The sequence below is a fragment of the Thalassococcus lentus genome (genome assembly GCF_028023555.1).
Classification (GTDB): Bacteria; Pseudomonadota; Alphaproteobacteria; order Rhodobacterales; family Rhodobacteraceae; genus Thalassococcus_A; species Thalassococcus_A lentus.
Genome location: NZ_JAQIOY010000003.1, coordinates 493371 through 514595, shown reverse-complemented (window position 1 = coordinate 514595; position 21225 = coordinate 493371). Strand labels below are relative to the sequence as shown.

General features: G+C 60.4%; 24 protein-coding genes. 7 read left to right on the top strand and 17 right to left on the bottom strand.

Annotated elements, in window-relative coordinates; genetic code table 11:
• Positions 1-9: 9 nt before the first annotated feature.
• From PFY00_RS11555 to secG, 7 genes are all read right to left on the bottom strand, one after another.
• Entirely contained in the window at positions 10-732 is a 723-nt protein-coding gene (locus PFY00_RS11555) for a phosphate/phosphite/phosphonate ABC transporter substrate-binding protein (RefSeq protein WP_271432706.1), read from the bottom strand.
• A 14-nt stretch (positions 733-746) separates the two neighbouring features.
• On the bottom strand, positions 747-1184 hold the full coding sequence (locus tag PFY00_RS11550; protein ID WP_271432705.1) for a tellurite resistance TerB family protein: 438 nt from the start codon (positions 1182-1184) through the stop codon (positions 747-749).
• Between the two features lie 40 nt (positions 1185-1224).
• A complete protein-coding gene (locus PFY00_RS11545) occupies positions 1225-1668 on the bottom strand; it encodes a tellurite resistance TerB family protein (RefSeq protein ID WP_271432704.1) in 444 nt (147 codons plus the stop codon).
• 91 nt (positions 1669-1759) lie between these two features.
• Positions 1760-2536, bottom strand: coding sequence for a 23S rRNA (adenine(2030)-N(6))-methyltransferase RlmJ (locus tag PFY00_RS11540; RefSeq protein ID WP_271432703.1), 777 nt, complete (start codon positions 2534-2536; stop codon positions 1760-1762).
• A gap of 400 nt (positions 2537-2936) precedes the next feature.
• Positions 2937-3257 carry a UbiA prenyltransferase family protein gene (locus PFY00_RS11535; protein ID WP_271432702.1) on the bottom strand — a complete coding sequence of 107 codons (321 nt, stop codon included), beginning with the start codon at positions 3255-3257 and terminating at the stop codon, positions 2937-2939.
• A 44-nt stretch (positions 3258-3301) separates the two neighbouring features.
• Positions 3302-4945: a CTP synthase gene (locus tag PFY00_RS11530; RefSeq protein ID WP_271432701.1), complete on the bottom strand. Its 1644-nt coding sequence runs from the start codon at positions 4943-4945 to the stop codon at positions 3302-3304.
• Positions 4946-5143: 198 nt separating this feature from the next.
• On the bottom strand, positions 5144-5509 hold the full coding sequence (gene secG, locus PFY00_RS11525; RefSeq protein ID WP_271432700.1) for a preprotein translocase subunit SecG: 366 nt from the start codon (positions 5507-5509) through the stop codon (positions 5144-5146).
• A gap of 116 nt (positions 5510-5625) precedes the next feature.
• Between secG and nthA the strand changes: the two genes are divergently transcribed.
• From nthA to PFY00_RS11510, 3 genes are read left to right on the top strand one after another with little or no spacing between them, the layout of a single operon-like run.
• The gene (gene nthA / locus PFY00_RS11520; RefSeq protein WP_271432699.1) at positions 5626-6243 is read left to right on the top strand and encodes a nitrile hydratase subunit alpha; all 618 of its coding nucleotides are present in this window, start codon (positions 5626-5628) and stop codon (positions 6241-6243) included.
• Positions 6240-6914 (top strand): nitrile hydratase subunit beta, encoded by a 675-nt coding sequence (nthB, locus tag PFY00_RS11515; RefSeq protein ID WP_271432698.1) that lies wholly within the window; start codon positions 6240-6242, stop codon positions 6912-6914. The genes nthA and nthB overlap by 4 nt, the downstream gene beginning before the upstream one ends.
• Positions 6911-7231: a nitrile hydratase accessory protein gene (locus PFY00_RS11510; protein WP_271432697.1), complete on the top strand. Its 321-nt coding sequence runs from the start codon at positions 6911-6913 to the stop codon at positions 7229-7231. Before nthB ends, PFY00_RS11510 begins: the two co-directional genes overlap by 4 nt.
• 24 nt (positions 7232-7255) lie before the next feature.
• Here the strand turns inward: PFY00_RS11510 and PFY00_RS11505 are convergent, their stop codons facing one another.
• Positions 7256-7651: a DUF6524 family protein gene (locus PFY00_RS11505; protein ID WP_271432696.1), complete on the bottom strand. Its 396-nt coding sequence runs from the start codon at positions 7649-7651 to the stop codon at positions 7256-7258.
• 150 nt (positions 7652-7801) lie between these two features.
• On the opposite strand from PFY00_RS11505, the gene PFY00_RS11500 reads away from it, so the two are divergent.
• On the top strand, positions 7802-9097 hold the full coding sequence (locus tag PFY00_RS11500) for an adenylosuccinate synthase (protein ID WP_271432695.1): 1296 nt from the start codon (positions 7802-7804) through the stop codon (positions 9095-9097).
• A gap of 9 nt (positions 9098-9106) precedes the next feature.
• On the top strand, positions 9107-9334 hold the full coding sequence (locus PFY00_RS11495; protein WP_271432694.1) for a DUF2842 domain-containing protein: 228 nt from the start codon (positions 9107-9109) through the stop codon (positions 9332-9334).
• Between the two features lie 131 nt (positions 9335-9465).
• On the opposite strand, the gene PFY00_RS11490 is transcribed toward PFY00_RS11495, so the two are convergent.
• Positions 9466-11730 carry a hypothetical protein gene (locus PFY00_RS11490; protein ID WP_271432693.1) on the bottom strand — a complete coding sequence of 755 codons (2265 nt, stop codon included), beginning with the start codon at positions 11728-11730 and terminating at the stop codon, positions 9466-9468.
• Between the two features lie 138 nt (positions 11731-11868).
• Between PFY00_RS11490 and PFY00_RS11485 the strand changes: the two genes are divergently transcribed.
• On the top strand, positions 11869-12552 hold the full coding sequence (locus tag PFY00_RS11485) for a thiamine diphosphokinase (RefSeq protein ID WP_271432692.1): 684 nt from the start codon (positions 11869-11871) through the stop codon (positions 12550-12552).
• Here PFY00_RS11485 and PFY00_RS11480 read toward each other — a convergent pair.
• Both PFY00_RS11480 and PFY00_RS11475 read right to left on the bottom strand, forming a co-directional pair.
• Complete coding sequence (locus PFY00_RS11480) at positions 12476-13414, bottom strand: DMT family transporter (RefSeq protein ID WP_271432691.1); 939 nt, start codon at positions 13412-13414, stop codon at positions 12476-12478. The genes PFY00_RS11485 and PFY00_RS11480 overlap by 77 nt on opposite strands.
• A gap of 126 nt (positions 13415-13540) precedes the next feature.
• Positions 13541-14194 carry a peroxiredoxin gene (locus tag PFY00_RS11475; protein ID WP_271432690.1) on the bottom strand — a complete coding sequence of 218 codons (654 nt, stop codon included), beginning with the start codon at positions 14192-14194 and terminating at the stop codon, positions 13541-13543.
• A 138-nt stretch (positions 14195-14332) separates the two neighbouring features.
• Here PFY00_RS11475 and PFY00_RS11470 point away from each other — a divergent pair, with 138 nt between their 5' ends.
• Positions 14333-15772 (top strand): aldehyde dehydrogenase family protein, encoded by a 1440-nt coding sequence (locus PFY00_RS11470; RefSeq protein ID WP_271432689.1) that lies wholly within the window; start codon positions 14333-14335, stop codon positions 15770-15772.
• A gap of 15 nt (positions 15773-15787) precedes the next feature.
• Here the strand turns inward: PFY00_RS11470 and PFY00_RS11465 are convergent, their stop codons facing one another.
• The 6 genes from PFY00_RS11465 to PFY00_RS11440 form a co-directional block, all read right to left on the bottom strand.
• A complete protein-coding gene (locus tag PFY00_RS11465) occupies positions 15788-16714 on the bottom strand; it encodes a DMT family transporter (protein ID WP_271432688.1) in 927 nt (308 codons plus the stop codon).
• On the bottom strand, positions 16711-17640 hold the full coding sequence (locus tag PFY00_RS11460; RefSeq protein WP_271432687.1) for an AEC family transporter: 930 nt from the start codon (positions 17638-17640) through the stop codon (positions 16711-16713). The genes PFY00_RS11465 and PFY00_RS11460 overlap by 4 nt, the downstream gene beginning before the upstream one ends.
• A gap of 302 nt (positions 17641-17942) precedes the next feature.
• The gene (locus PFY00_RS11455) at positions 17943-18746 is read right to left on the bottom strand and encodes an MBL fold metallo-hydrolase (protein ID WP_271432686.1); all 804 of its coding nucleotides are present in this window, start codon (positions 18744-18746) and stop codon (positions 17943-17945) included.
• On the bottom strand, positions 18743-19540 hold the full coding sequence (locus PFY00_RS11450; RefSeq protein WP_271432685.1) for a TatD family hydrolase: 798 nt from the start codon (positions 19538-19540) through the stop codon (positions 18743-18745). The genes PFY00_RS11455 and PFY00_RS11450 overlap by 4 nt, the downstream gene beginning before the upstream one ends.
• A 76-nt stretch (positions 19541-19616) precedes the next feature.
• On the bottom strand, positions 19617-20846 hold the full coding sequence (locus tag PFY00_RS11445; RefSeq protein WP_271432684.1) for a TonB family protein: 1230 nt from the start codon (positions 20844-20846) through the stop codon (positions 19617-19619).
• Positions 20843-21223 (bottom strand): ExbD/TolR family protein, encoded by a 381-nt coding sequence (locus tag PFY00_RS11440; protein ID WP_271432683.1) that lies wholly within the window; start codon positions 21221-21223, stop codon positions 20843-20845. Before PFY00_RS11440 ends, PFY00_RS11445 begins: the two co-directional genes overlap by 4 nt.
• Between the last annotated feature and the right edge of the window lie 2 nt (positions 21224-21225).

Sequence of the window (21225 nt, the reverse complement as noted above, 5' to 3'; positions counted from 1 at the left end):
GTGCAATATTCAATCATGAACGGGCGGTGCAGGGGGCACAGGAATGGCGTGGTATGCCGCCTCATCCAGCACCAGAATGGTCATCGGGCCGCCCATGTCCATGGCGTCTTTGGGAATAAAGCGAAGGGTTGCGTCACGGATTGCGCGGCGCAGCGGTGCGGGATCGTGGTCTTTGGCACAGATCAGCGGCAGAGCGGGCGTTCCGGGCGTATTGGCCATAACGCGCAGTGTCTGCATTTCCGGCTCAAACCGCTTGAGCAATCGCCAGCTCACCGCATCAATACAGGCCATGTCTGCGCGGCCCTCCAGTACGGCGCGGGCGGATGCGGCATGGCTTCCGGTTTCCAGATAGTGATTGATCGCACCGAGATGAGGTTGTGCAGCGGCCCAGCCAGATTGGCTGTCCGACGAATTGTAGGCCAGTGTCAGGCTGTTTCCCGGTTCAGGATCCGAGCGCGTGATCACACGCGAATAGTAATAGCCCGGCGTAGCGTTCAGTCCGAAAAACAACGTGCCAACATACGTTACCCGGTTTTTCAGAGCCGTCCGGAACGGCAGCCCGCAGGTCATGGACAACACCAGATCATCCCGCAGCCAGTGATCCGTCCAGGGTTCGGGAATGTCTTCTGGCGGTGTCAGGGCGGGCAAGTCGATCCCGTCGCGCTGTGCGGCGTCCTGCACGGCGGCCCAAAACCTATTCCAAAGATCGGCGTTCTCTGCCCGCCAATACATGGGCAGGCTGGCAATCACGCGCCGCTGACCCTTTGGCGCGCCAACGCAGAATCGCGGTCATTGATCCCCAGAAGGTTCGACACCAACCGCAGCAGCGCGTCTTCTTCGGCCTCACGCACGCCATCAGCCAGCACCACCTGCCAGAGCGCCTCGATCACCTTGATGCGGTCCTCATAGATCACGGCATCCTTTATCGCGCGGGTAAAGCGCACGGTGTCGGGTGCCTCGGCCTCCAGCGTTTCGGCGTCGCCGCGCAGGGCGCTGGCTTCAAACGGCGACAGGCCGTAGCGGGCGGCGGTGATCTTGTCGATCCGATCGCGCTCTTCGGCATCATAGGCGCCATCGGAACGCGCGACCCTTACCAAAAGGGCAGTCAGGGCAAGCCGCGCGTCCTCATCAGGCAGCGGGGCAGGATCGGTTGCGGTCAGCCGCTTCAGGAAATCTGCAAACATGGTGTGGATATAGACCTGCTATGGGGCGGAACCAAGGGCCTCAGGGAATGCTGGCCGCAGCGCGGGCGGCCTGACTGTCATCGCGGGCCATGCCCAATTGTTCTTCGATCAACTCGACCGCGGCGGTTTCACGTTCATCGGTGATGCCATCGGCGATCACGACCCGCCACAGCGCTTCCATGGTTTCACGGCGGTGATCATAGTCGACCGCTTCGCGGATGACGCGGGCCATTTCGCCATCGTCTTCGACGGAAAACGCCAGTTTTTCGCAGGTCGCACGCATTTTGGCAGCTTCGATCGGCGTCAAACCATAGGCCTCGGCCAGAATGCGGTCGATCTGCTCAACCTCTTCAAACAGATAGGCCTTGTCGGCCATGGCGACCCGCACCAGAAGCGTGCCAAGAGCAAGCCGGGCGTCTGGTTCTGGCAGTGGTGCATCCACCGGCGCGCGGCTTTTGAAAAGACTGGTCAGGCGTTCGAGCATGGCATTCCCCCTTTTGCCAGCCAGTCTGAGGCAGGGCACGCGCCGGTGCAATGGGTATTCGAGGCCGGGTTCCCCGACGTGCGGCGCGGTTTCAGAGCTTTTTGAACTGCTTGACCAGCTTCGCCGCCGCGTCGCCCAATCCCCATGGTGGATTGAGGATGAACATCCCCGAGCCGACCATGCGGTGCCCGTCACGGGCCGGCGGGAACCGGACCTCGCTGCGCAGGGCCTCGGGGTGGTCGTTCTCAAGCATTTTCAACATCTTGATATGTAGCCCGTCTGTCAGAATCGGATACCACAGCGCAATAACGCCAACGTTCCACTTGCGGTGCACCTGAGCGATCTGGCGGGGCAGATCGCTATAGTCGGATTTGATCTCATAGCTTGGGTCGATCAGCATCAAGCCACGCCGCGGAGTGGGCGGGCAAAGGCTTTGTGCAAGGGCAAGGCCGTCTTGCCTGTATGTCTTGGTGTTGCGTGCCCAAGCATTGGATTTCAGCGCTGCAAACTCGGCCGGATGCAGTTCGGCCAGATGCAGGCTGTCGGTGGGGCGCAAAAGCGCCTGCGCGATCAAGGGCGAGCCGGGATAGGCCTGTGCGCCGTGCCTGTCGTGCACGGCTTGTCGTGCACGGCTGTAGGGATGATCCGGGGCAAACCATTGGTGTGTCTTGGAAATACCCTGCGCCGCCTCGCCGGTTTTGACAGCCTCGGGGGCCGTCAGATCATAGAGCCCGCGCCCGGCATGGGTTTCGATATAGCTGAGCGGTTTGTCTTTTTGCGTCAGGTAATCAAGCGCAGTGGCCAAAAGCGCGTGTTTGTGCACATCGGCCAGATTTCCGGCGTGGTAGCTATGTTGGTAAGACAGCATTGGGTGGGGATACGCGATGCAGGGGGCAGGGGCAATGCATGCACAGAGTATGCATGGGAGGTGTGTTTGGTGTGGTGGGGAGGGACGGCGGGGTAAACTCCGCCCTACGGGTGACCGTGAGCCCGCGCGGAAACAAGGCCACAGGCCGCCGCGCGTCATGCCGGAGGCATGCCTTTGGCATGACGCGCCGCCCGTCGCACCAAAGTTGCGCGGATTATGGTTGGCTCGCCTCCGGCGAGATGGCACGGCGATTTGGCTGATCTTCGCGTGAGGCTTCGAGGTCACACGGGTTTGGCCGAGATAAACTGCCAGATCACGGCTTGAGGATCGCCGCACCGCGGCCCGTCGATACGCGGCTTGGCCACCGGCGAATTACAACCAACAGACCAATGGTAAGTGCCTACTGGCCTTGTTCATCATCGATTATGTCTGGAATAAAGTCGAGCCAACGCCTCTGGCTTGGAGAAATCAGATCATTTGAAGTGAGCCATCGCTTGTATCGAGGAAAAAGGCCCAAAACAAAGAAAAATATGAAAGCCCCGGCCATTGAAAAATAGAAGACAAAGAAAAATATCCCGCCATACCCGTCATCTATCAAAGTTTCCGCATGCCCTAGTGCCGCGAACACGAAACATACGATTACCAAATTCAGGCAATAAAAACCGATCTGAAGATTGCGTCGATTTTTGCTTCTGGTGGTCGTGAGCGTATTGCGTTTCATGTAATTCTTCCGACCATAGAAGACCTAGTTAAGGCGTTCCAAAATCATACCAATCGCGACACCTCTTTCGCCGCCCGTACAAAGTCTCTGAACAACGGGTGCGGGTCAAATGGTTTTGACTTCAGCTCTGGGTGGAATTGCACGCCGATGAACCACGGGTGGTCGGGCCATTCCACGATTTCAGGCAGGGATCCGTCGGGCGACATGCCGGAAAAACGCAGGCCGGCTTTCTCAAGGGCTTCGCGGTATTTGATGTCCACCTCGTAGCGGTGGCGGTGGCGTTCGTCGATGGCTGTGGTTCCATAGACCTCGGCCACCTTGGACCCTTCGGTCAGCACGGCGTCGTAAGCGCCCAAGCGCATGGTGCCTCCTTTGGCATCGGTTACCTTGCGCGACACTTTCTGGTTGCCCTGCACCCATTCCTTGAGGTGATAGACCACCGGCTCAAAGCGTTTGCCGCCGGCTTCGTGGTCAAACTCTTCGGATCCGGCCTTGGTCACGCCTGCGACGTTGCGGGCGGCCTCGATCACGGCCATTTGCATGCCAAGGCAGATGCCAAGGTAGGGGATGTTGTTCTCACGCGCGTATTGCGCGGCCTTGATCTTGCCTTCGGTGCCGCGTTCGCCAAAGCCGCCGGGCACGAGGATGGCGTTGAATTTTTCAAGGTGAGGGGCGGCGTCTTCGCGTTCAAAGATTTCGGCATCGACCCAGTCGACGTTGACCTTGACCCGGTTGGCCATGCCGCCGTGTGTCAGCGCCTCGGCGATGGATTTGTAGGCATCCTCAAGCTGGACGTATTTGCCGACAATGGCGACGTTGATTTCGCCCTCAGGGTTGTGGACGCGGTCGCTGACGTCTTCCCACTTGGACAGGTTCGGTTTTGGTGCCGGTGTGATGCCAAAGGCGTCGAGCACGGCCTGATCCATGCCTTCGCGGTGATAGGCCAGCGGGGCGTCGTAGATGGTGCTGAGGTCCTGCGCGGCGATCACGCTATCGGGGCGCACGTTACAGAACAGCGCCAGCTTTTCACGTTCCTTTTCAGGAATCGGCCCTTCGGACCGGCAGACAAGGATATCAGGGGCCAGACCGATCGAGCGCAATTCCTTGACCGAATGCTGGGTCGGTTTGGTTTTCAACTCGCCCGAGGCCTTGATCCAAGGCAGCAGTGTCAGGTGCATGAAAATGCATTGGCCACGGGGTTTGTCCTGACTGAATTGGCGGATCGCTTCAAAGAAGGGCAGGCCTTCGATGTCGCCCACAGTGCCGCCGATTTCGCAAAGCATGAAGTCGACCTCATCCTCGCCGATCGAGATGAAGTCTTTGATTTCATTGGTGACATGCGGGATCACCTGAATGGTTTTGCCCAGGTAATCGCCGCGGCGCTCTTTCTCGAGCACGTTGGTGTAGATGCGGCCAGAAGAAATGGAATCGGTCATCCGTGCAGGCACGCCGGTAAAACGTTCGTAGTGGCCAAGATCGAGATCGGTTTCGGCGCCATCATCGGTCACAAAGACTTCGCCATGTTCAAAGGGCGACATCGTGCCGGGGTCGACGTTCAGATAGGGATCCAGTTTTCGCAGGCGTACCGAAAACCCACGGGCCTGCAACAGGGCACCCAACGCGGCAGAGGCGAGACCTTTGCCCAGACTCGAGACCACACCACCGGTGATAAAGATAAAGCGTGCCATAGTGCTGAGTGTCCCCGTGTTTTCAGCCGGTTGTTTCCGGCTGTGTCAGCTTGCGAATCTGATCACCCGTCGCCTGAGTTCGGCGACAGCATCACGGGATTTGACCAGTAGTGGATTCGGAATGATTTGTCCAGTCGGCCCCCAAGATGCTGTTGGGGCCGGCGGGCGATTGTCTAAGTGTAGTGTGGGTTGGTGCGTTTAGTCTGCGCGCGGAACCAAGGGGGCGTCTTCTTCCGCTGTCGGCGGAGGCAGAAGCGCGTCGGTGTCGATCTCGCCATCACCCTGCGCGGCTGCAGGCGCAGCGGCACCGCCGATGCGATCCATCACGGAGGTGCCCTCGGCGTTGCGCGCGGAAATGATTGTCAGCGACAGGGAAACCGCCATGAAGGCGATGCCAAAGATCCATGTAAGCTTGGTCATGGCTGTGGCCGCCGAGCGTTCGCTCATGGCGCCGCCACCACCGCCGCCCATGCCAAGGCCGCCGCCTTCGGAGCGCTGAAGCAGCACTACGCCAATCAGCGCAAGCGCCAGAAGCAGAAGGACGATCAGTAGGACATTTTCCATGGAGCAGCGCCTGTCGTGTTGAACCGCGTGTTTCGTATCGTGCTCATGTAGGCGAACCGGGCTTTGCGTGCAACCCGGGACTTGCGCGATGAGCGGGCAGGCGTCATCCTTTGTGCATGCCACATGACCACCACGACCACGACGATGATCACGCCCTGCTGCCGCCAGACCCGGCGCTGCGGGTCAAGGCTCTGGAAACCCTGCTGACGCGCAAAGGGTTGATTGATCCGGCCGCGCTGGATGAGATCATTGAAACCTACGCTCACAAGGTGGGGCCCAGAAACGGTGCGCAGGTTGTGGCCAAGGCATGGTCTGATCCGGCATTCAAAGAGCGGTTGCTTGATGACGCCACTTCGGTGTGTGCGGATCTGGGCTTTTATGGCCGGCAGGGTGAACATCTGGTCGCCGTCGAAAACACGGCTGAGCAACACAACATCGTCGTGTGTACCTTGTGTTCGTGCTATCCTTGGCCGCTCTTGGGCATTCCGCCGGGCTGGTACAAATCCGATGCATACCGCGCCCGCGTCGTGCGAGAGCCGCGGGCGGTTCTGGCTGACTTCGGGGTGCAGTTGCCGGATGGGCAGGCCGTGCGCGTCTGGGACAGCACAGCCGAGATTCGCTATCTGGTTGTTCCGCAAAGACCTGAAGGAACCGATGGCCTTGATGAAGCAGCGCTGGCTGATCTGGTCACACGCGATAGTATGATTGGCTGCGGATTGGCGAATACCCCATGAGCCGTGTGCATGATATGGGCGGACGATACGGCGATGGTCGCGTCAAACCCGACCCGGAAGATGGCCCAGTGTTTGAAAGGGACTGGCACGCTCGCGCTTTGGCCGTCACGCTTGCCGCCGGTGCGCTGGGTCAATGGTCGCTCGATACATCGCGGCATGCCCGCGAAAGACTGAGCCCCAAGGACTACACCCGGTTTTCATACTATGAAAAATGGATGGCCGGTTTGGCCAACCTGCTGGTGGCGAATGGTGTTGTCAGCCGGGATGAATTGGCTGGCGGGCCACCTGAGCCGTCGCCACTGTCCGCCCGCCGACTGCCAGCAGACCGCGTGGCCGGTGTTCTGGCCTCGGGTGGGCCCAGCCTGCGCGAAGGCCCGGAGCCACGGTTTCAGCCCGGTGCGCGGGTCCGAACCCGCAAACCTGCCGGAAATGCACAGGTTCCGGGCGGACACACACGGCTGCCCGGCTATGCGGCCGGTGCCGTTGGTACGGTCATTTTGCGCCATGGCTGTCACGTCTTGCCGGATGCCAATGCACATGGGTTTGGCGAACAGCCTGAACCGCTCTACACGGTTGTGTTCGATGCTGCCGATCTGTGGAGCCAGCCCGAGCGGGCCGGGGACGAAGTGACCTGCGATTTGTGGGAAAGCTATCTGGAGCCCGCATCATGACCCAAGCCCCTCAGCCTGTCTTTGAGGCACCATGGCATGCGCAAGCCTTTGCCTTGGCCGTTCATCTGAACGAAAAAGGCGCTTTTGCCTGGCCGGACTGGGCCGAGGTCTTCGGTGCTGTCTTGGCAGAACATGGGCTGACCAAAGAGCTGGACGGTGGCGATGACTACTTTTTGGCGTGGATCGACGCGCTTGAACGGATCTGCACCCGCAAAAACTTTGCCGAGGCTGAGGCGCTTGCGGGTTTGAAGGCGCAGTGGGAACGCGCGTATTTGAACACGCCCCATGGCGATCCGGTTCGGATTGACGCTGGCTAAACGCGACGGGCCAGACGGTTGCGGCTATTCCTCGACGTCGTCCATATCGACCTGTCCGGACAGCTTGCGCCGCACGATGGACCAGCTGAGGCCGATCCCCAAAACGATCGAAAGCGCAAAGATACCGATCCAGGTGGTCAGTCTGGGGTTGCTCAGATCGAGCCAGCCAAAGTCAAAAGCAACCCAGAGAATCGCGCCGACCAGAGCAAGCACCAGCGCCATGCCAAAAACGCCGATCGAACGCAGGGTGGCACGCAAATAGATGATGTAACCAACCAGCAAAACGAGACCGAACAGAACGGTCAGGGGCAATTGCGTGTCCGCATTCTCCGTGGCCCACCGAACAAAATTGAACCGAGTCGGATTGTATGTTGCGGCGAGAAGGATGAAGGCAAACAGCCAGCGCAGTAAAAAACTCATGTCTTGCGTCTCCGGTCTTTCGTCCTTGCTGCCTGCAAAATTCGCCCCTGTCCAGCATGGTTCCCGCGCCCTGCGGTCATTTAGCAGTTTCGCGCAGGCGCAGGCATCGCTATACGGGCGCGGGTTTACTTTCAGACAAAGGCTATCAGCATGGCAAATGTGGTCGTCGTGGGCGCTCAGTGGGGCGATGAAGGCAAAGGCAAGATCGTGGACTGGCTGTCCAGCCGCGCCGATGTGATCTGCCGCTTCCAGGGCGGGCACAATGCTGGCCACACGCTTGTGGTGGATGGCAAGGTCTACAAGCTGCACGCGCTGCCGTCAGGTGTTGTGCGCAGCGGCAAGCTTTCGGTGATCGGCAACGGCGTTGTGCTGGACCCCTGGCATCTTGTGAAAGAGATCGAAACGGTTTCTGCGCAGGGCGTTCAGATCAATCCGGAAACGCTGATGGTTGCGGAAAACACACCGCTGATCCTGCCGATCCACGGCGAATTGGATCGCGCGCGCGAAGAAGCGGCCAGCAAGGGCACCAAGATCGGAACAACCGGTCGCGGGATCGGCCCGGCCTACGAGGACAAAGTTGGCCGGCGTTCGGTACGTGTGGCAGATCTGGCGGACGATGCGACCTTGGTTGCGCGTGTTGATCGCGCGTTGCAGCACCACGATCCTCTGCGCAAAGGTTTGGGAATCGAGCCGGTTGACCGCGAAGCACTGCTGGCAAATCTGCGAGAGATCGCGCCCAAGATCCTGCCTTATGCCGCGCCGGTTTGGAAAGTTCTGAACGAACGCCGCAAGCAGGGGCAACGCATCCTGTTTGAAGGCGCGCAGGGCGCGCTGCTCGACATCGACTTTGGCACCTATCCCTTTGTCACGTCGTCAAACGTCATTGCCGGTCAGGCTGCGACTGGTGTTGGAATGGGGCCGGGATCGGTCGACTACGTGCTGGGCATTGTCAAAGCATACACTACGCGCGTCGGCGAAGGCCCTTTCCCGACCGAGTTGGAAGATGCCGATGGGCAGCGTCTGGGTGAGCGCGGACATGAATTTGGCACCACCACGGGTCGCAAGCGCCGCTGTGGCTGGTTCGATGCCGCGCTGGTCCGCCAGACCTGCGCCACATCCGGTGTGAATGGCATTTCGCTGACCAAGCTGGACGTTCTGGACGGTTTTGAAACGCTGAAAATCTGCGTTGGCTATGAGTTGGATGGCGAACGTCTGGACTATCTGCCGACCGCGTCTGATGAGCAGGCTCGTTGCACGCCGATCTACGAAGAGATGGCGGGCTGGAGCGAAAGCACAGAAGGTGCGCGCAGCTGGGCAGAGTTGCCCGGAAATGCTGTAAAATACGTGCGCCGTGTCGAGGAGTTGATTGGCTGCCCGGTGGCTTTGCTGTCCACCTCGCCGGAACGGGATGACACCATCCTTGTCACCGACCCCTTCGCGGACTAACTGGCAGGCATGGCATTGCGTTACAAAACCCGGCGGCGGCTGTCGCTTTTGATCCTTCTGGTTGGACTGCCGCTTTATATCATGGCGGCGGTGACAGTGATGAACTGGCTGGACCGGCCACCGATCTGGCTCGAATTTCTGGTCTATGTCGCTCTTGGCATCGTTTGGGCTCTGCCGTTCAAGTTCGTCTTCAAAGGGGTTGGTCAGGCTGATCCGGACGCGCCGCCCGAGGACTGACGGGACCGTTGGATGGCGCTCCTGCGCGCTGCGCAGATCGCCCCACCCACCGTCCCATCGGGCAGTGTTTGAAGGCACAACGAAAAAGGCGGGCCAAAAGCCCGCCTTTCGTCTGTCAGTCTTGGAGGTGTTCAGCCTGCTTTGCGCGGCTTGAAGCTGATCCGGTCGGATGCGGTGTAGCGTCCGCCCGATGTCTTTTCGATCTTACCTTCGCGCAGCAACTGTCCAAAGCTGCGCAGGCGATCTTCGCGGCTGCTCTCTGCCCCTTCTGCCTGGCGCAGGATTGTCATCAACTGAGGGCGCGAGAATTGATCGCGGCCTTCCACGAAGGACATGTAGGCAGCGGCCGCTTCCAGCAATTCTGGCAGCTCGCGGGCGCCAACACCTTCTGCGTAGTCCGAAAAACCGCCACTTGCCGCTGCCGCTTCAACAGCGGCCGGAGCGGCCTCGATGCGGCGCGAGACGCGGCGTGGGCGTACAGGCGCGGCCGGTTCTGCGGGCTGTTCCGGGATACGCTGTTCGGCAACCAGTTTCAGAGGGGCAGGGCGCGCATCCGAGGCACTGCGTTCACCGGTTGCCTGCGGACGGCGGGGCCGCACGACATTGGCAAGGTCTTCGCGGTAGGGCTCGGCCTGTTGTTCTGCGTCGGGCTTGCGTCCCAGCAGCCGGTCAGCCTTGGTCGCGGCGACTGCGGCCCGCAGATGTGCGATGGCGCTGCGGCGGCGGTTGCCTTCTGGCTCGTCCAGTTCTTCGTTGGTCTGATCGAGAATCCGCGAGGTATCGTTGTCTTCGACGTTTTGCTCGGTCAGCATGGCGCGTGCCGGGCTGGCCATCTTGACCGCTTTGCGCGCGCTTTCCAATGCGGAATCCTCAAGCGTTTCGGCGTCGGTCTGAAGCGCTTCGACGGCGGCTGCCTTGGCATCCAGTGCGTCGAAATCAGTGTCCCATTCGCGGTCTGTCGTTACCGGATTGTCGAGGCGAAGAGGCGCGCTGGCTTCGGCCATTGCATCATCTTCTTCATCGTCCTCGTCCCAGTCGTCATCCCAATCGGAAGACGCGGCTTCTGCACTGGGTGCTTCGACCTCAGGCGCTGCAGCAAAGGCGTCGCCTTCTTCGGCTTCATCATCCCAGCCGCCAAAATCCCCGGCCAGTTCAGCCTTGACCGCTTCGAGTTCACGGGCAAGTTCTGCCTCATCTTCGTTGGTCAGCGAGGTCTCACTGGCCTGGCTTGCAGCGGGCGCTTCATCTTCGACTTCTTCAAGCTGGCCTTCGGCAACCGCTTTTTCGAACTCGGCCCGTTTGACCTTGATGACGCGGGCGCGCACCGGGCCTTTTACTGTGGCTGGCACAACTTCGGGTTCAGGTTTCGGGTCAGCGACGGCCTCGGCATCGGATGTCAGTTCTTCGTCATCCTGCCAGTCCGCGTCAGAGAATGCGTCCCATTCATCTTCTGCCGATGCATCGACTTCCGAGGTATCTGTTGCTGTGGACACCATCGGATCGTCGCCAGCGTCAAATTCGGAATCATCTTCGTCGTCGAACAGGGTGTCGAGATCAGACAAGTCGTCTTCGGCATCCAGCGCTTCATCTTCGGAAGCCATCAAGGCGGCAACCGAATCTGTGAACATATTGGTGTCTTCGGCCTCTGTCACTTCGACCGCAACTTCAGCTTCGGCAGTGTCGAACACATCTTCGGCCTGATCCTTTTCGAGATCACCGAGGATCGACGAAAGCGCGCCTTCGTCGAATTCGGCTTCCTCTTCGCGGTCGCTGTCTTCTGCAACATCCGAACCGGGGTCCAGATCGTCTGCATTGTCGGACACGACAGCGCGGATACGGCTGAGCTTCTCAGCCATGGATTCCTGCGTGGCGGAAAGCGGAGCAGGCGCTTCCTCGGCCACGGGCTCATCCTCGGCTTCCAGTACAGAGCCAAGGTCGAAGTCTTCTGTTTCAATTGCGTCTACGGCAGCGTCGTCAAAGGCAGCGGTCTCGCCGTGATCGGCATCATCTGCTTGCTCAACCAGTTCAGCGGCGATGGCGGCCGCCTCAATTGTATCGTCGTCTGGCAGGTCTTCAGCGGCAGGCGCGCGGGACGGACCGGCGGCGAGGGCTGCGCTGAGGGCACCGGCCGAGGCAGCAGCGGCAGCGCCACCAAGCGCGGGGCGCAGCGTGATTTTGCCTTCTGCAGATTCGGTTTCGATCTGCTGGGCCAGCAGCGCGCTGGCCATTTCCGGATCGTACTGAGGCGGTTCCGCCCCAAAGAATCGGTCTTCGCTGACCACACGGCGGAAAAAATGTGTGGTGTCCTTCATGGTCTCCAGCGGATCCTCGAACCCTTCCACCGTGCAGGAGAAGGTGCCATAGGAGACTGTAAGAATTTTGCTCGAACTCGCCATCGGGTGCTCACTTTCTGTCGTAACGCAACACGGTGTTTACCATGACCTCCAAGACCAAAGCTGATCGAATCTGTGCCCTGCAGGGTATCATTTCGTGACTTGATTGTGATCTGTTTCGCAAAAGGCCATTAATTCGACATGAAATCCACGATTGTTCACAGTTCTGGGCCAGTTGTTCTGGTGGGCGGCGGAGATTGTCAGGAAAACCTGCTGAAATCGGCGCTTGAGCGCGCGGATTGTATCGTAGCCGCGGATGGTGGTGCCGAAATAGTCCTTTGTTTGGGCATGATCCCCCATGCGGTGTTCGGAGACATGGATTCGCTTGCGCCGAATCTTCAGGCTCAATTGCCCGGTGGTGTGCTGCGCCGGATCGCGGAACAGGACAGTACCGATTTCGACAAGGCCTTGCGCCATATCGAGTCGCCACTGGTGTTGGCTCATGGATTTCTGGGCAAGCGACTGGACCACACACTGGCCGCGTTGACCGTTCTGGCGCGGCGTGCTGATCGTCTGTGTGTTCTGATTGGCCGCGATGATATCGCCGTGATCTGTCCGCCACAGCTGCATCTCGATCTGCCCAAGGGCACACGCCTGTCCCTTTTTCCGATGGGCCCGGTTCGCGGCCAAAGCCTTGGGCTGCGCTGGCCGATTGACGGGATCGACTTTGCCCCTTCGGGAACGGTGGGCACCTCGAACGAGGTCACGGATGCTGTTAGTCTGACGATGGAAGCGCCCGAGATGGTGCTTATTCTGCCGCAGAGCGGTCTGGATGCGCTGCTGTCCGGGCTGGATCAGGCCCCGCGGTGGCCCGCTCGCGCATGACGATATAGACGCCGGCTGCCATGGTAATGGCAATGCCGAGGCTGGCCAGCGGACCGGGCAGGTCGGAAAAGAGAATGTATCCGACCAGCGCGGCCATCGGGATTTCAAGATATTGCATCGGGGCCAATGTGCTGGCCGGCGCGTAGCGCAGCGACCAGCTCATCAACAGATGCCCGACCGTGCCACACAGACCCATGGTCGCGATCAGCCACCAGCTTTTGGCATCAGGGGGCGTCCAGTCCAGCGCGGGCAGGGTGCCTTGTGGTACGATGCTCATGATCGGTACGAGGATCACAAGGGCGATCACGCCAGACAATGCCTGCACGCCTATCGGGTCCGTGGCTTGGGCGATCTTGCGTGTCACCAGCATGTAGGCCGCAAAGATAAAGGCAACGATCAAGGGCAGGATGGCGGGCCAGCCAACGTCAGCAAAGGCAGGTTGCAGCACCAGCAGGGTACCGACAAAGCCGACGACACAGGCACCAATGCGGCGCCAGCCAACTTCCTCGCCCAGAAACCAGTGGCCAAGCAGCAGCATGATAAAGGGCATGACATAGGCGATCGCAATCGCATCCGCGAGCGGCAGATACAAAAGAGCGGTGAAAATCGTACCGATCCCGGCGATGTGCAAAAGCGTGCGAAAAACAACCAGCCATAAGACAGGCCCACGCAGGCGCATTACCCGCCCTGTTGCCATGGCCAAGGGAACGAGGATCAGCACCTGAAATACAAACCGCAGCGTGACCAACTGACCGACACCCATCGATGGGCCAAGTAATTTGGCCAGCGCATCGGCAAAAGGCGCCAGCACGCAAAAGCCCAGCATCAGGGCGATGCCCAGAAGGGGGCGATCTTGTACCATGCCGCCACGCTAGAGCAGAAGCACCGAGGGTGGAAACCGGTTTTGCCTAAAAGCGTTTGATAGGAAACGAAACGGGCGCCCCAAGAGGGACGCCCGCCAATATTCGTCTTGCGCTGCTCTGCCGGGTCAGGTCGGCAGTTTGGCTTTGCGCAGGTAGGGCAGCACTGTTTCGATTGCGCCGTATTTTGCGATTGCATCCTCGTCCGAGACGGCAACCGGTACAATCACGTCCTGTCCTACGGTCCAGTTCGCGGGCAAAGCCACGTTTTCACGGGCCGAGGTTTGCAGCGCGTCCAGCGCGCGCAGCACTTCGGCAAAGTTCCGGCCAACCGTCATGGGGTAGGTCATCGACAGCTTCAATTTCTTGTCCGGACCAATTATAAAGACGACGCGGACTGTCGCGGAATCTGCCGGGGTGCGGCCATCAGGCAAGACATACTCGGCTGGAAGCATGTCAAAGGCTTTGGCCACGGTCAGGTCTTCGTCGGCGATAATCGGGAAACCTGCCTTGGCTCCCGAAGTTTTTTCGATGTCACCCTTCCAGCCTTTGTGCTCTTCGACGCCATCGACTGAGATGCCCATCACCTTGGTGCCGCGCTTTTCCCATTCGTCAGCCAGTTGCGCCACGGCGCCGAATTCCGTCGTGCAGACAGGTGTGTAATCCTTTGGGTGCGAGAACAGGATCGCCCAGCTGTCACCGATCCAGTCATGCAGGCTCAGTTCGCCGTGATCCGTGGTTACGGTCAGGTTCGGGATTTCATCATTGATACGCAGGCCCATCGGTCTCTCCTTGGGGGTTGGTCTTGTCTACTCAAGTAAGCGCGGCACAGGCCGAGTTAAAGGCCATCTTGCGGGCGCGGGGGCAGAGTGACAGAGTGTCGCGAGCACATCGCAATGCCTGAACAAGAGGGAACTCTGATGATCGAACGCAAACAGTTTTATATCAATGGGCATTGGACCGATCCGATTGCCGGTTCTGATCACGCAGTGATTGACCCTTCGACAGAAGAACCCTGTGCGGTGATTTCGCTGGGCGGTCAGGCTGACACCGATGCCGCGGTGGCCGCGGCCAAGGCCGCTCTGCCGGGCTGGATGGCAACCCCGCCCGAAGATCGCATTGCCGCGCTTGAGCGCATCTACACAGCCTACAAGGCACGGATGTCTGATCTGGCTGACGCCATGAGCCTTGAAATGGGTGCGCCGATCGAAATGTCCCGGACGCAACAGGTGGGTGCCGGGCTTTGGCATCTCAAGGGCTTTATCAACGCGGCGAAGGCCTTCGAATGGGAAGCGCCGCTGGGCGATCACGCCCCGAGCGACCGCATCATCCACGAAGCCGTGGGCGTTTGTGCGCTGATCACGCCGTGGAACTGGCCGATGAACCAGGTCACGCTCAAGGTTGGCGCCGCGCTGGTTGCAGGCAATACCATGGTTCTCAAACCATCCGAGGAAAGCCCGCTGGATGCGATGATCTTTGCCGAGATCATGGATGCAGCGGACATACCCGCAGGGGTCTTCAATCTGGTCAATGGTGATGGCGTGGGCGTCGGCAGCCAGCTTTCGGCCCATTCGGATGTGGATATGGTCAGCTTCACAGGCTCGACCCGCGCGGGCAAGCTGATCTCCAAGGCGGCGGCCGATACGCTCAAGCGGGTTCATCTGGAACTGGGCGGCAAAGGCGCCAACCTCGTGTTCGCCGACGCCGATGAAAAGGCCGTGAAACGCGGCGTCCTTCATATGATGAACAACACGGGCCAGTCGTGCAACGCGCCGAGCCGGATGATGGTCGAGGCATCGCGCTATGATGCGGCGGTCGAAGAAGCCGGGGCTGTCGCTGCCAAGGTCACAGTCGGGCCGGCATCCGAAGAAGGCCGCCACATGGGACCGGTCGTCAACGCGGTGCAATGGGGCAAGATCCAGGATCTCATTCAAAAGGGGATCGACGAAGGCGCGCGTCTGGTGACAGGCGGGCCCGGCCGGCCTGACGGACTGAACAAAGGCTTCTATGTCCGGCCAACGGTCTTTGCCGATGTCACGCCCGACATGACCATCGCGCGCGAGGAAATCTTTGGGCCGGTTCTGTCGATCATGAAGTTCGAGTCCGAAGAACAGGCCGTCGAGATGGCCAACGACACGCCGTATGGCCTTACCAACTATGTGCAATCCTCAGATGGCGCCCGGCGCAACCGTCTGGCCCGGGTTCTGCGCTCTGGCATGGTCGAGATGAACGGTGAAAGCCGCGCAGCCGGCTCACCCTTTGGGGGGATGAAGCAATCGGGCAACGGGCGTGAAGGCGGCAGCTGGGGGATCCACGACTTTGTCGAGGTCAAGGCGGTCAGCGGCTGGTCCGCAGACTAAAGCCCGGGGTCCGGTCTATGGCGGGGGCGGCGGCCTGTCGGTCTTTCGCCCCAGATCACGCTCTCTTGCGAACAGGAACAGCCCCGAAGCCACAATGATTGCGACTCCAAGCCACGTCAGCGGCTTGGGAAAATCATTGAAGGCAATGTAGCCCACGGCTGTCGCGCCGACGATCTCGAGGTATTGCAGAGGCGCGACGGTCGATGCCGGGGCAAAGCGCAGGGCATAGGTGATGCACAGGTGCGAAACTGTCGCGATCAGCCCAACACCCAAGAGCGTCCAGATCGCCAACCCGGTCGGCCAGACCGGATCGAAATAACGCGATCCGCTGCCATCCATCGCAATCAGCGGCGGGAACACGATAAGACAGGCCGCCAGTGCCGTGTGGGCCTGAAGCGTCAATGGATGCAGCCTTTGTGACATGCTGCGGGTCAGCAGCATGTAAACTGCAAAGAAAAACGCTGTGCTGAGCGGTAGCAAGGCAACCGCTCCGAGGCCGGTAAAACTGGGCCGGATGACCAGCAATGCCCCGCCAAAGCCGACAAGGCAGGCGCTTACTCGGCGCCACCCCACGGTTTCCTTCAGAAATACGGCGCCCAGCAGTGTGGTCACGAAGGGAGAAACGAAAAAGATCGCAATTGCGTTTGCGATCGGCATGTATCGCACCGCAGTGAAAAAACAGGCGGTGGCAGCCAATAGGGCAGCGCCGCGTGCAAGATGCAGGCTGATGTCTCGCCCGATGGGGCGTGCGGCCAACTGCAGTGCAAGGGCCAAGGGCACAAGGATCATGACCTGAATGCCAAATCGCGCCGCGAGGATCTGGGCGACCGGCACATGTTCGGGCGTTGCCTTGGCAAAGGCATCCATAACCGGAGCGATGATGCAAAAAGCAACCATGAACAAAACGCCAAGCATGGTTCTGTTCTGATCGGGCACACTCATGGCAGCACCGCCAGCCAAAGCCATGCGGTCACAACCGACAGGGCCGTAGCAATCAGCACGCCAGAGGCCGCAACGCGCCGCGCTCTGCCGTACATGTTGGCAAATACATACGTGTTGATACCGGGCGCCATGGCCGCCGTCAGAACGGCAGAGCGGAACGCCTGCTTTGGCAGATCGAACAAGGTTCCCAGCGTCCAGGTGATTGTCGGGTGCAACACCAGCGAAACGACGCAGATATAGGCAATGACCCGCAAATCGCCTTGGGGCTTGTAGCGATAGAGGACCCCGCCCATCCCGAACAAGGCAGCGGGCAGCGCCGCGCGGATCATCATGTCCAGCGCATCAGTAACCGGCAGAGGGATCTGAAGTTGCATGAGGTTGGCCGCCAAACCCAGCGCGATCCCGATCACCAGCGCATTGCGGAACATGGCGCGCAGGACGGTGCGGGGCAAATGGCGCGCGGGCGTGCCCCGGGCACGCAGGATTTCCATCGCCGTGATCCCGATGCCGTAGCAAAACGGTGAATGCAGCGCCACGATCACGTAGTTCGCTTCAAGTGCATCGCTGCCATAGGCCCGTTCGGTCAGAGCCAGTCCAATCATGACCGAATTGGCAAACAGGCAGCAGAACCCGATTGCCACGGCATCTTCCCACTCACGGTTGAACAGATACCGCGCACCCAAAAGCCCGGCGGTGAAACCCGTGGCCGATCCGGTGTAGAAACTGACCAGCAGCAGAGGATCGAAATTCGGCCCGATGTCGAGCGTCCAGAGCGCGCGGAACAGCAGGCAGGGAATGGCGAAATTCTGGGTGAAGGCCATCAGGCCATCAACCGCGCTGTCGCTGAACCAGCCACGCCAGACAGCCGCATAGCCCGCACCAATCACCAAGAAGACCGGTAAAATCACATCCAGCAACGCCTGCATGTCAGCGCTGCCCGGTCATGGCGCCACCAGCACCGCTGCATTGCCGTCGGATTTGCGTATTTGGAAAAAGAAGAAGGTTCCGGGATCTTTTCGGATCCGCCGCCCGTTCACCGGGCCTTAACCATGCTGCGACATTGTGAGCCTGCGGTACAGGCTGGCGAGCCGATAACCGCAAAAGGAGAAGCCCTGCCGTTTGCCTTTGGGATGCCCTGAGGGGCCGGGCTGTCGGCAGGGCGGTTCCCTGTGCTTCTTCTTTTTGAAAAATACGCAATCCGGCGCTGGCCAAGGTTTGCACAGTTGGACTACAGCGCATAACGGATCACCATGCCGTCATAGGCCGGGGTCACATTATCGGGCGTTTCGGCTCTTACGGTTTCGTAGTCCAGATCAATATGCATGTTTGTCAGCACCGCGCGGCGCGGTGAAACATGCGCAATCCACTCCAATGCCAGATCAAGATGGGCGTGGGTGGGGTGGGGTGTTCGTCTGAGTGCATCCAGGACCCAGCAGTCCAGATTTTGCAAAATTGCAAAGGCATCTTCATTCATCTCTGCGACATCTGGCAAATACGCAAGGTCCCCGATGCGAAAGCCGAGCGAGTCGATGCTGCCATGGTTGACCTCGAACGGTGTCAGCGTGATCGGGCCGCCAGCGCCATCAACGGTCACTGGGCCGTCGATCGTATGCATGTCCAGAATGGGCGGATAGGGCGAGCCCTTGGGCTGGACAAAGGCATAGCCAAATCGCGAAAAGAGATCGTTCTGCGTATGGCCGTCGGCCCAGCATTTCAGCCGTTCGCGCATATTGAAAACGATCATGCGCAGATCATCCACACCATGGGTGTGGTCGGCGTGGGAATGCGTCCAGACGACTCCGTCGAGCGCGCCGACACCGGCCTGCAGCAGTTGGTTGCGCAAATCCGGTGATGTGTCGATCAGAACGCGTGTCACCCCGTTGGGTGTTTCCCGCTCCACCAGCATCGAGCAGCGTTGGCGGCGGTTCTTGGGGTTTTCGGGATCACAATCCCCCCAGTGCCCGCCGAGGCGCGGCACACCGCCGGACGATCCGCAGCCCAAAATGGTAAATCGCAGTTCGCCCTTGCTCATGCGGCGGCTTTCCATTGGGCGGCCTTGGAAAAGAGCCGGTCAAAGTTCGCCTCGGTGGCTTTGGCAAAGTCCTCGTAGCTGAGGTCAAAGGTTTCCGCAGCGCGCCGCCCGGTGTGGGCGACATAGGCCGGTTCGTTGCGTTTGCCGCGGTGGGGCGGCGGGGCAAGATACGGGCTGTCGGTCTCTACTAGAATACGATCCAGCGGTGCCGCGGCAAAGATGTCGCGCAGATCGCCGCTTTTGGGAAAGGCGGTGATGCCGGACATCGACAGGTAAAACCCCAGATCCAAGGCCGCTCGGGCCAGTTCCGGCGAGGAAGAAAAACAGTGCATGACGCAGGAATAGGGGCGCTGCCGATAGCCGTCGGTCAGGATGCGCGCCATGTCGTCATCGGCATCACGGGCGTGGATGATCAGTGGCAGACCGGTTTCCTGTGCGGCCTCAATGTGGATCTTCAGGCTTTGTTTCTGAATATCGGCGCTGTCGGCGGTGTAGTGATAGTCCAGCCCGCTTTCGCCGATGCCGACGAACTTGGGGTGCTGGGCCAGCGCGACCAGTTCTTCCAATGTTGCCAAAGGTTCGTCTGCAGCGCTCATCGGGTGGGTTCCCGCCGCGTAGAAGACTGGCGCGTGGGTTTCGGCAATGGCCCGCACCTGCGGTTCGTGCCGCAGACAGGTGCAGATGGTCACCATGCGGTGGACACCAGCCTGCAGCGCGTTTTCGATGACCTGCGCCCGATCGTCGTCAAAGCTGTCAAAGTCGAGATGGCAATGGCTGTCGGTGATCAAGGTCATGGCGGGTCCTGTGCTCTTCCTTCGGGAGGTATCGGTCGGACCAAGCCGGGTCAAGGGATGGGGTGCCTTGAGGGGATCAGCGCGAGAACCGCAGCGAAACCGAAAAGCTGTAGCTGGATTGGTTCAGCCCGCCGGGGGCGCGGGGGAAGCGGGCGCGTCTGATGGCCTGCAGGGCTGCTTTGTCCACGGCGCTGCTGCCAGAGGAGCGGCTGATCGAAACTGATTGCAATCTGCCCGACGGAGACAGCGCAAAGCGCACTGACGCTGTCCCTGATGCACCGCCACGCGGAGCGCGCTGGGCCCGGGCTGCGGCACGTGACACTTGTGCCGCCCATTTTGCCTTCAGTTTGTTTTGCTGGGCCTTGCTGGGACCCTTGCGAACGGTTGCCTTGGGTTTGGCGGCCGGTTTGGCGGCTTTTGCACCGCCGCCGGATCCAGCGGCGCGCTGGGCCGGACGGGCCTTGGCGGCAGGCTTTTTCTTGGACGGTTGCGCTACGCGTTTCGGCGGATTGGGCGCAGGCGGCGGTTTAAGCCCGTCCGGACGCAATGCCGGGCGGCGCGACGTTGCCGGGGCCAGTGGCGAGGTGGCCGTTGCAACATCCACATTTGGCAGCTTTGGCGCCTCGGGAGAGGCAAAGGGCTGCGGCGGTCTGGGCGCTGCCGGTCGGTTTGGCGAAAAGACTGTTTCCAAATCGGCTTTGTCGGTGGGTGCTTCGACCACTGGCATTTCGGGTGGTTCTGGCGGTGCAAGGCGGGGTTGAGCCGGAAGCCGTGTGTCTATTTGCGGTCTTTCGTCCAACGGGGCAGTGCGCAGTGCCGGGGCGGGCAGCGCAACCCGCGTCACCGTCTGGTCTGGTTGCGGTGCTGTTTGTTGTAGCGTGGGTTCCGGTGCCAAGTCTGCGGCATCGGGTTCAGACAGGGTTGGGATGTCGGGCATCGCGAGCCTTGGCTGGGCAGGCAGGCGTGGATCCAAAAGCGGTGCGGTTTCCGATTGCGGTGCCAAAAGGGCCGTGCGTACATCCAAGTTGCCGGGCGGATTTGGCCCGGGATTTATCAGCGCAGGCGGCGCCGGGTTCGTAGAGGCGGCTGCGGGCTGCATCTGGTCGGGTAAGGCGGGCAATTCGGGTGGTTTGACCCACTGTGCCACAAGCTCTTGCAGATCGCCGGGCGCAGCACGCAAAGTCACTTCGGACCGCCCGCCCGCGCCGCCTGCCATTTGCGATCCCGTGGTGTCGCTCAGGGAAAAGGCGGCAATGTGCAATGCGCCCGCCAGAGCCAAAAAGGCCGAGCCTTCCAGAAACCTCATTGCTGCGGCTCCTGTGTAACAAGCGTGATGTCGATGGCGCCCATGGCCACCAGATCAGACAGCGCCCGCGCCAAGCTTTGGGCGTCTGCTTGGGCGTGTGCCTGCAGGATCACGGGCCCAGCAGCGGCGGCCGCGGCCAGTGCGTCTGCGCCGCGTGCCTCTCCATGCGCCAACAGGCCGTCACGCGACAAAAACAGCGGAAGCGCCACTGACTCGGTGGGCTGGCCCTCTGCTTCGGGCAACGCCATTTCAAACGGTTCCGGCGGCGCGATCTGCGCGGTCATCAGGAAAAAGATCAACAGCAGGAATACGACGTTGATCATCGGTACGATGGGTTCGGCCTGCCTGCGGCGGCTGGAAGTGGAGGTAAACCGCATGG

Coding starts and splice junctions, on each gene's coding strand:
- PFY00_RS11545 (WP_271432704.1), bottom strand. CDS start 1,668: ATGCTCGAACGCCTGACCAGTCTTTTCAAAAGCCGCGCGCCGGTGGAT.
- PFY00_RS11500 (WP_271432695.1), top strand. CDS start 7,802: ATGGCAAATGTGGTCGTCGTGGGCGCTCAGTGGGGCGATGAAGGCAAA.
- PFY00_RS11440 (WP_271432683.1), bottom strand. CDS start 21,223: ATGCGGTTTACCTCCACTTCCAGCCGCCGCAGGCAGGCCGAACCCATC.
- PFY00_RS11535 (WP_271432702.1), bottom strand. CDS start 3,257: ATGAAACGCAATACGCTCACGACCACCAGAAGCAAAAATCGACGCAAT.
- PFY00_RS11490 (WP_271432693.1), bottom strand. CDS start 11,730: ATGGCGAGTTCGAGCAAAATTCTTACAGTCTCCTATGGCACCTTCTCC.
- PFY00_RS11475 (WP_271432690.1), bottom strand. CDS start 14,194: ATGGGCCTGCGTATCAATGATGAAATCCCGAACCTGACCGTAACCACG.
- PFY00_RS11555 (WP_271432706.1), bottom strand. CDS start 732: ATGTATTGGCGGGCAGAGAACGCCGATCTTTGGAATAGGTTTTGGGCC.
- PFY00_RS11450 (WP_271432685.1), bottom strand. CDS start 19,540: ATGACCTTGATCACCGACAGCCATTGCCATCTCGACTTTGACAGCTTT.
- nthA (WP_271432699.1), top strand. CDS start 5,626: ATGCCACATGACCACCACGACCACGACGATGATCACGCCCTGCTGCCG.
- PFY00_RS11495 (WP_271432694.1), top strand. CDS start 9,107: ATGGCATTGCGTTACAAAACCCGGCGGCGGCTGTCGCTTTTGATCCTT.
- PFY00_RS11470 (WP_271432689.1), top strand. CDS start 14,333: ATGATCGAACGCAAACAGTTTTATATCAATGGGCATTGGACCGATCCG.
- PFY00_RS11540 (WP_271432703.1), bottom strand. CDS start 2,536: ATGCTGTCTTACCAACATAGCTACCACGCCGGAAATCTGGCCGATGTG.
- nthB (WP_271432698.1), top strand. CDS start 6,240: ATGAGCCGTGTGCATGATATGGGCGGACGATACGGCGATGGTCGCGTC.
- PFY00_RS11550 (WP_271432705.1), bottom strand. CDS start 1,184: ATGTTTGCAGATTTCCTGAAGCGGCTGACCGCAACCGATCCTGCCCCG.
- PFY00_RS11505 (WP_271432696.1), bottom strand. CDS start 7,651: ATGAGTTTTTTACTGCGCTGGCTGTTTGCCTTCATCCTTCTCGCCGCA.
- PFY00_RS11455 (WP_271432686.1), bottom strand. CDS start 18,746: ATGAGCAAGGGCGAACTGCGATTTACCATTTTGGGCTGCGGATCGTCC.
- PFY00_RS11510 (WP_271432697.1), top strand. CDS start 6,911: ATGACCCAAGCCCCTCAGCCTGTCTTTGAGGCACCATGGCATGCGCAA.
- PFY00_RS11530 (WP_271432701.1), bottom strand. CDS start 4,945: ATGGCACGCTTTATCTTTATCACCGGTGGTGTGGTCTCGAGTCTGGGC.
- secG (WP_271432700.1), bottom strand. CDS start 5,509: ATGGAAAATGTCCTACTGATCGTCCTTCTGCTTCTGGCGCTTGCGCTG.
- PFY00_RS11485 (WP_271432692.1), top strand. CDS start 11,869: ATGAAATCCACGATTGTTCACAGTTCTGGGCCAGTTGTTCTGGTGGGC.
- PFY00_RS11480 (WP_271432691.1), bottom strand. CDS start 13,414: ATGGTACAAGATCGCCCCCTTCTGGGCATCGCCCTGATGCTGGGCTTT.
- PFY00_RS11445 (WP_271432684.1), bottom strand. CDS start 20,846: ATGAGGTTTCTGGAAGGCTCGGCCTTTTTGGCTCTGGCGGGCGCATTG.
- PFY00_RS11465 (WP_271432688.1), bottom strand. CDS start 16,714: ATGAGTGTGCCCGATCAGAACAGAACCATGCTTGGCGTTTTGTTCATG.
- PFY00_RS11460 (WP_271432687.1), bottom strand. CDS start 17,640: ATGCAGGCGTTGCTGGATGTGATTTTACCGGTCTTCTTGGTGATTGGT.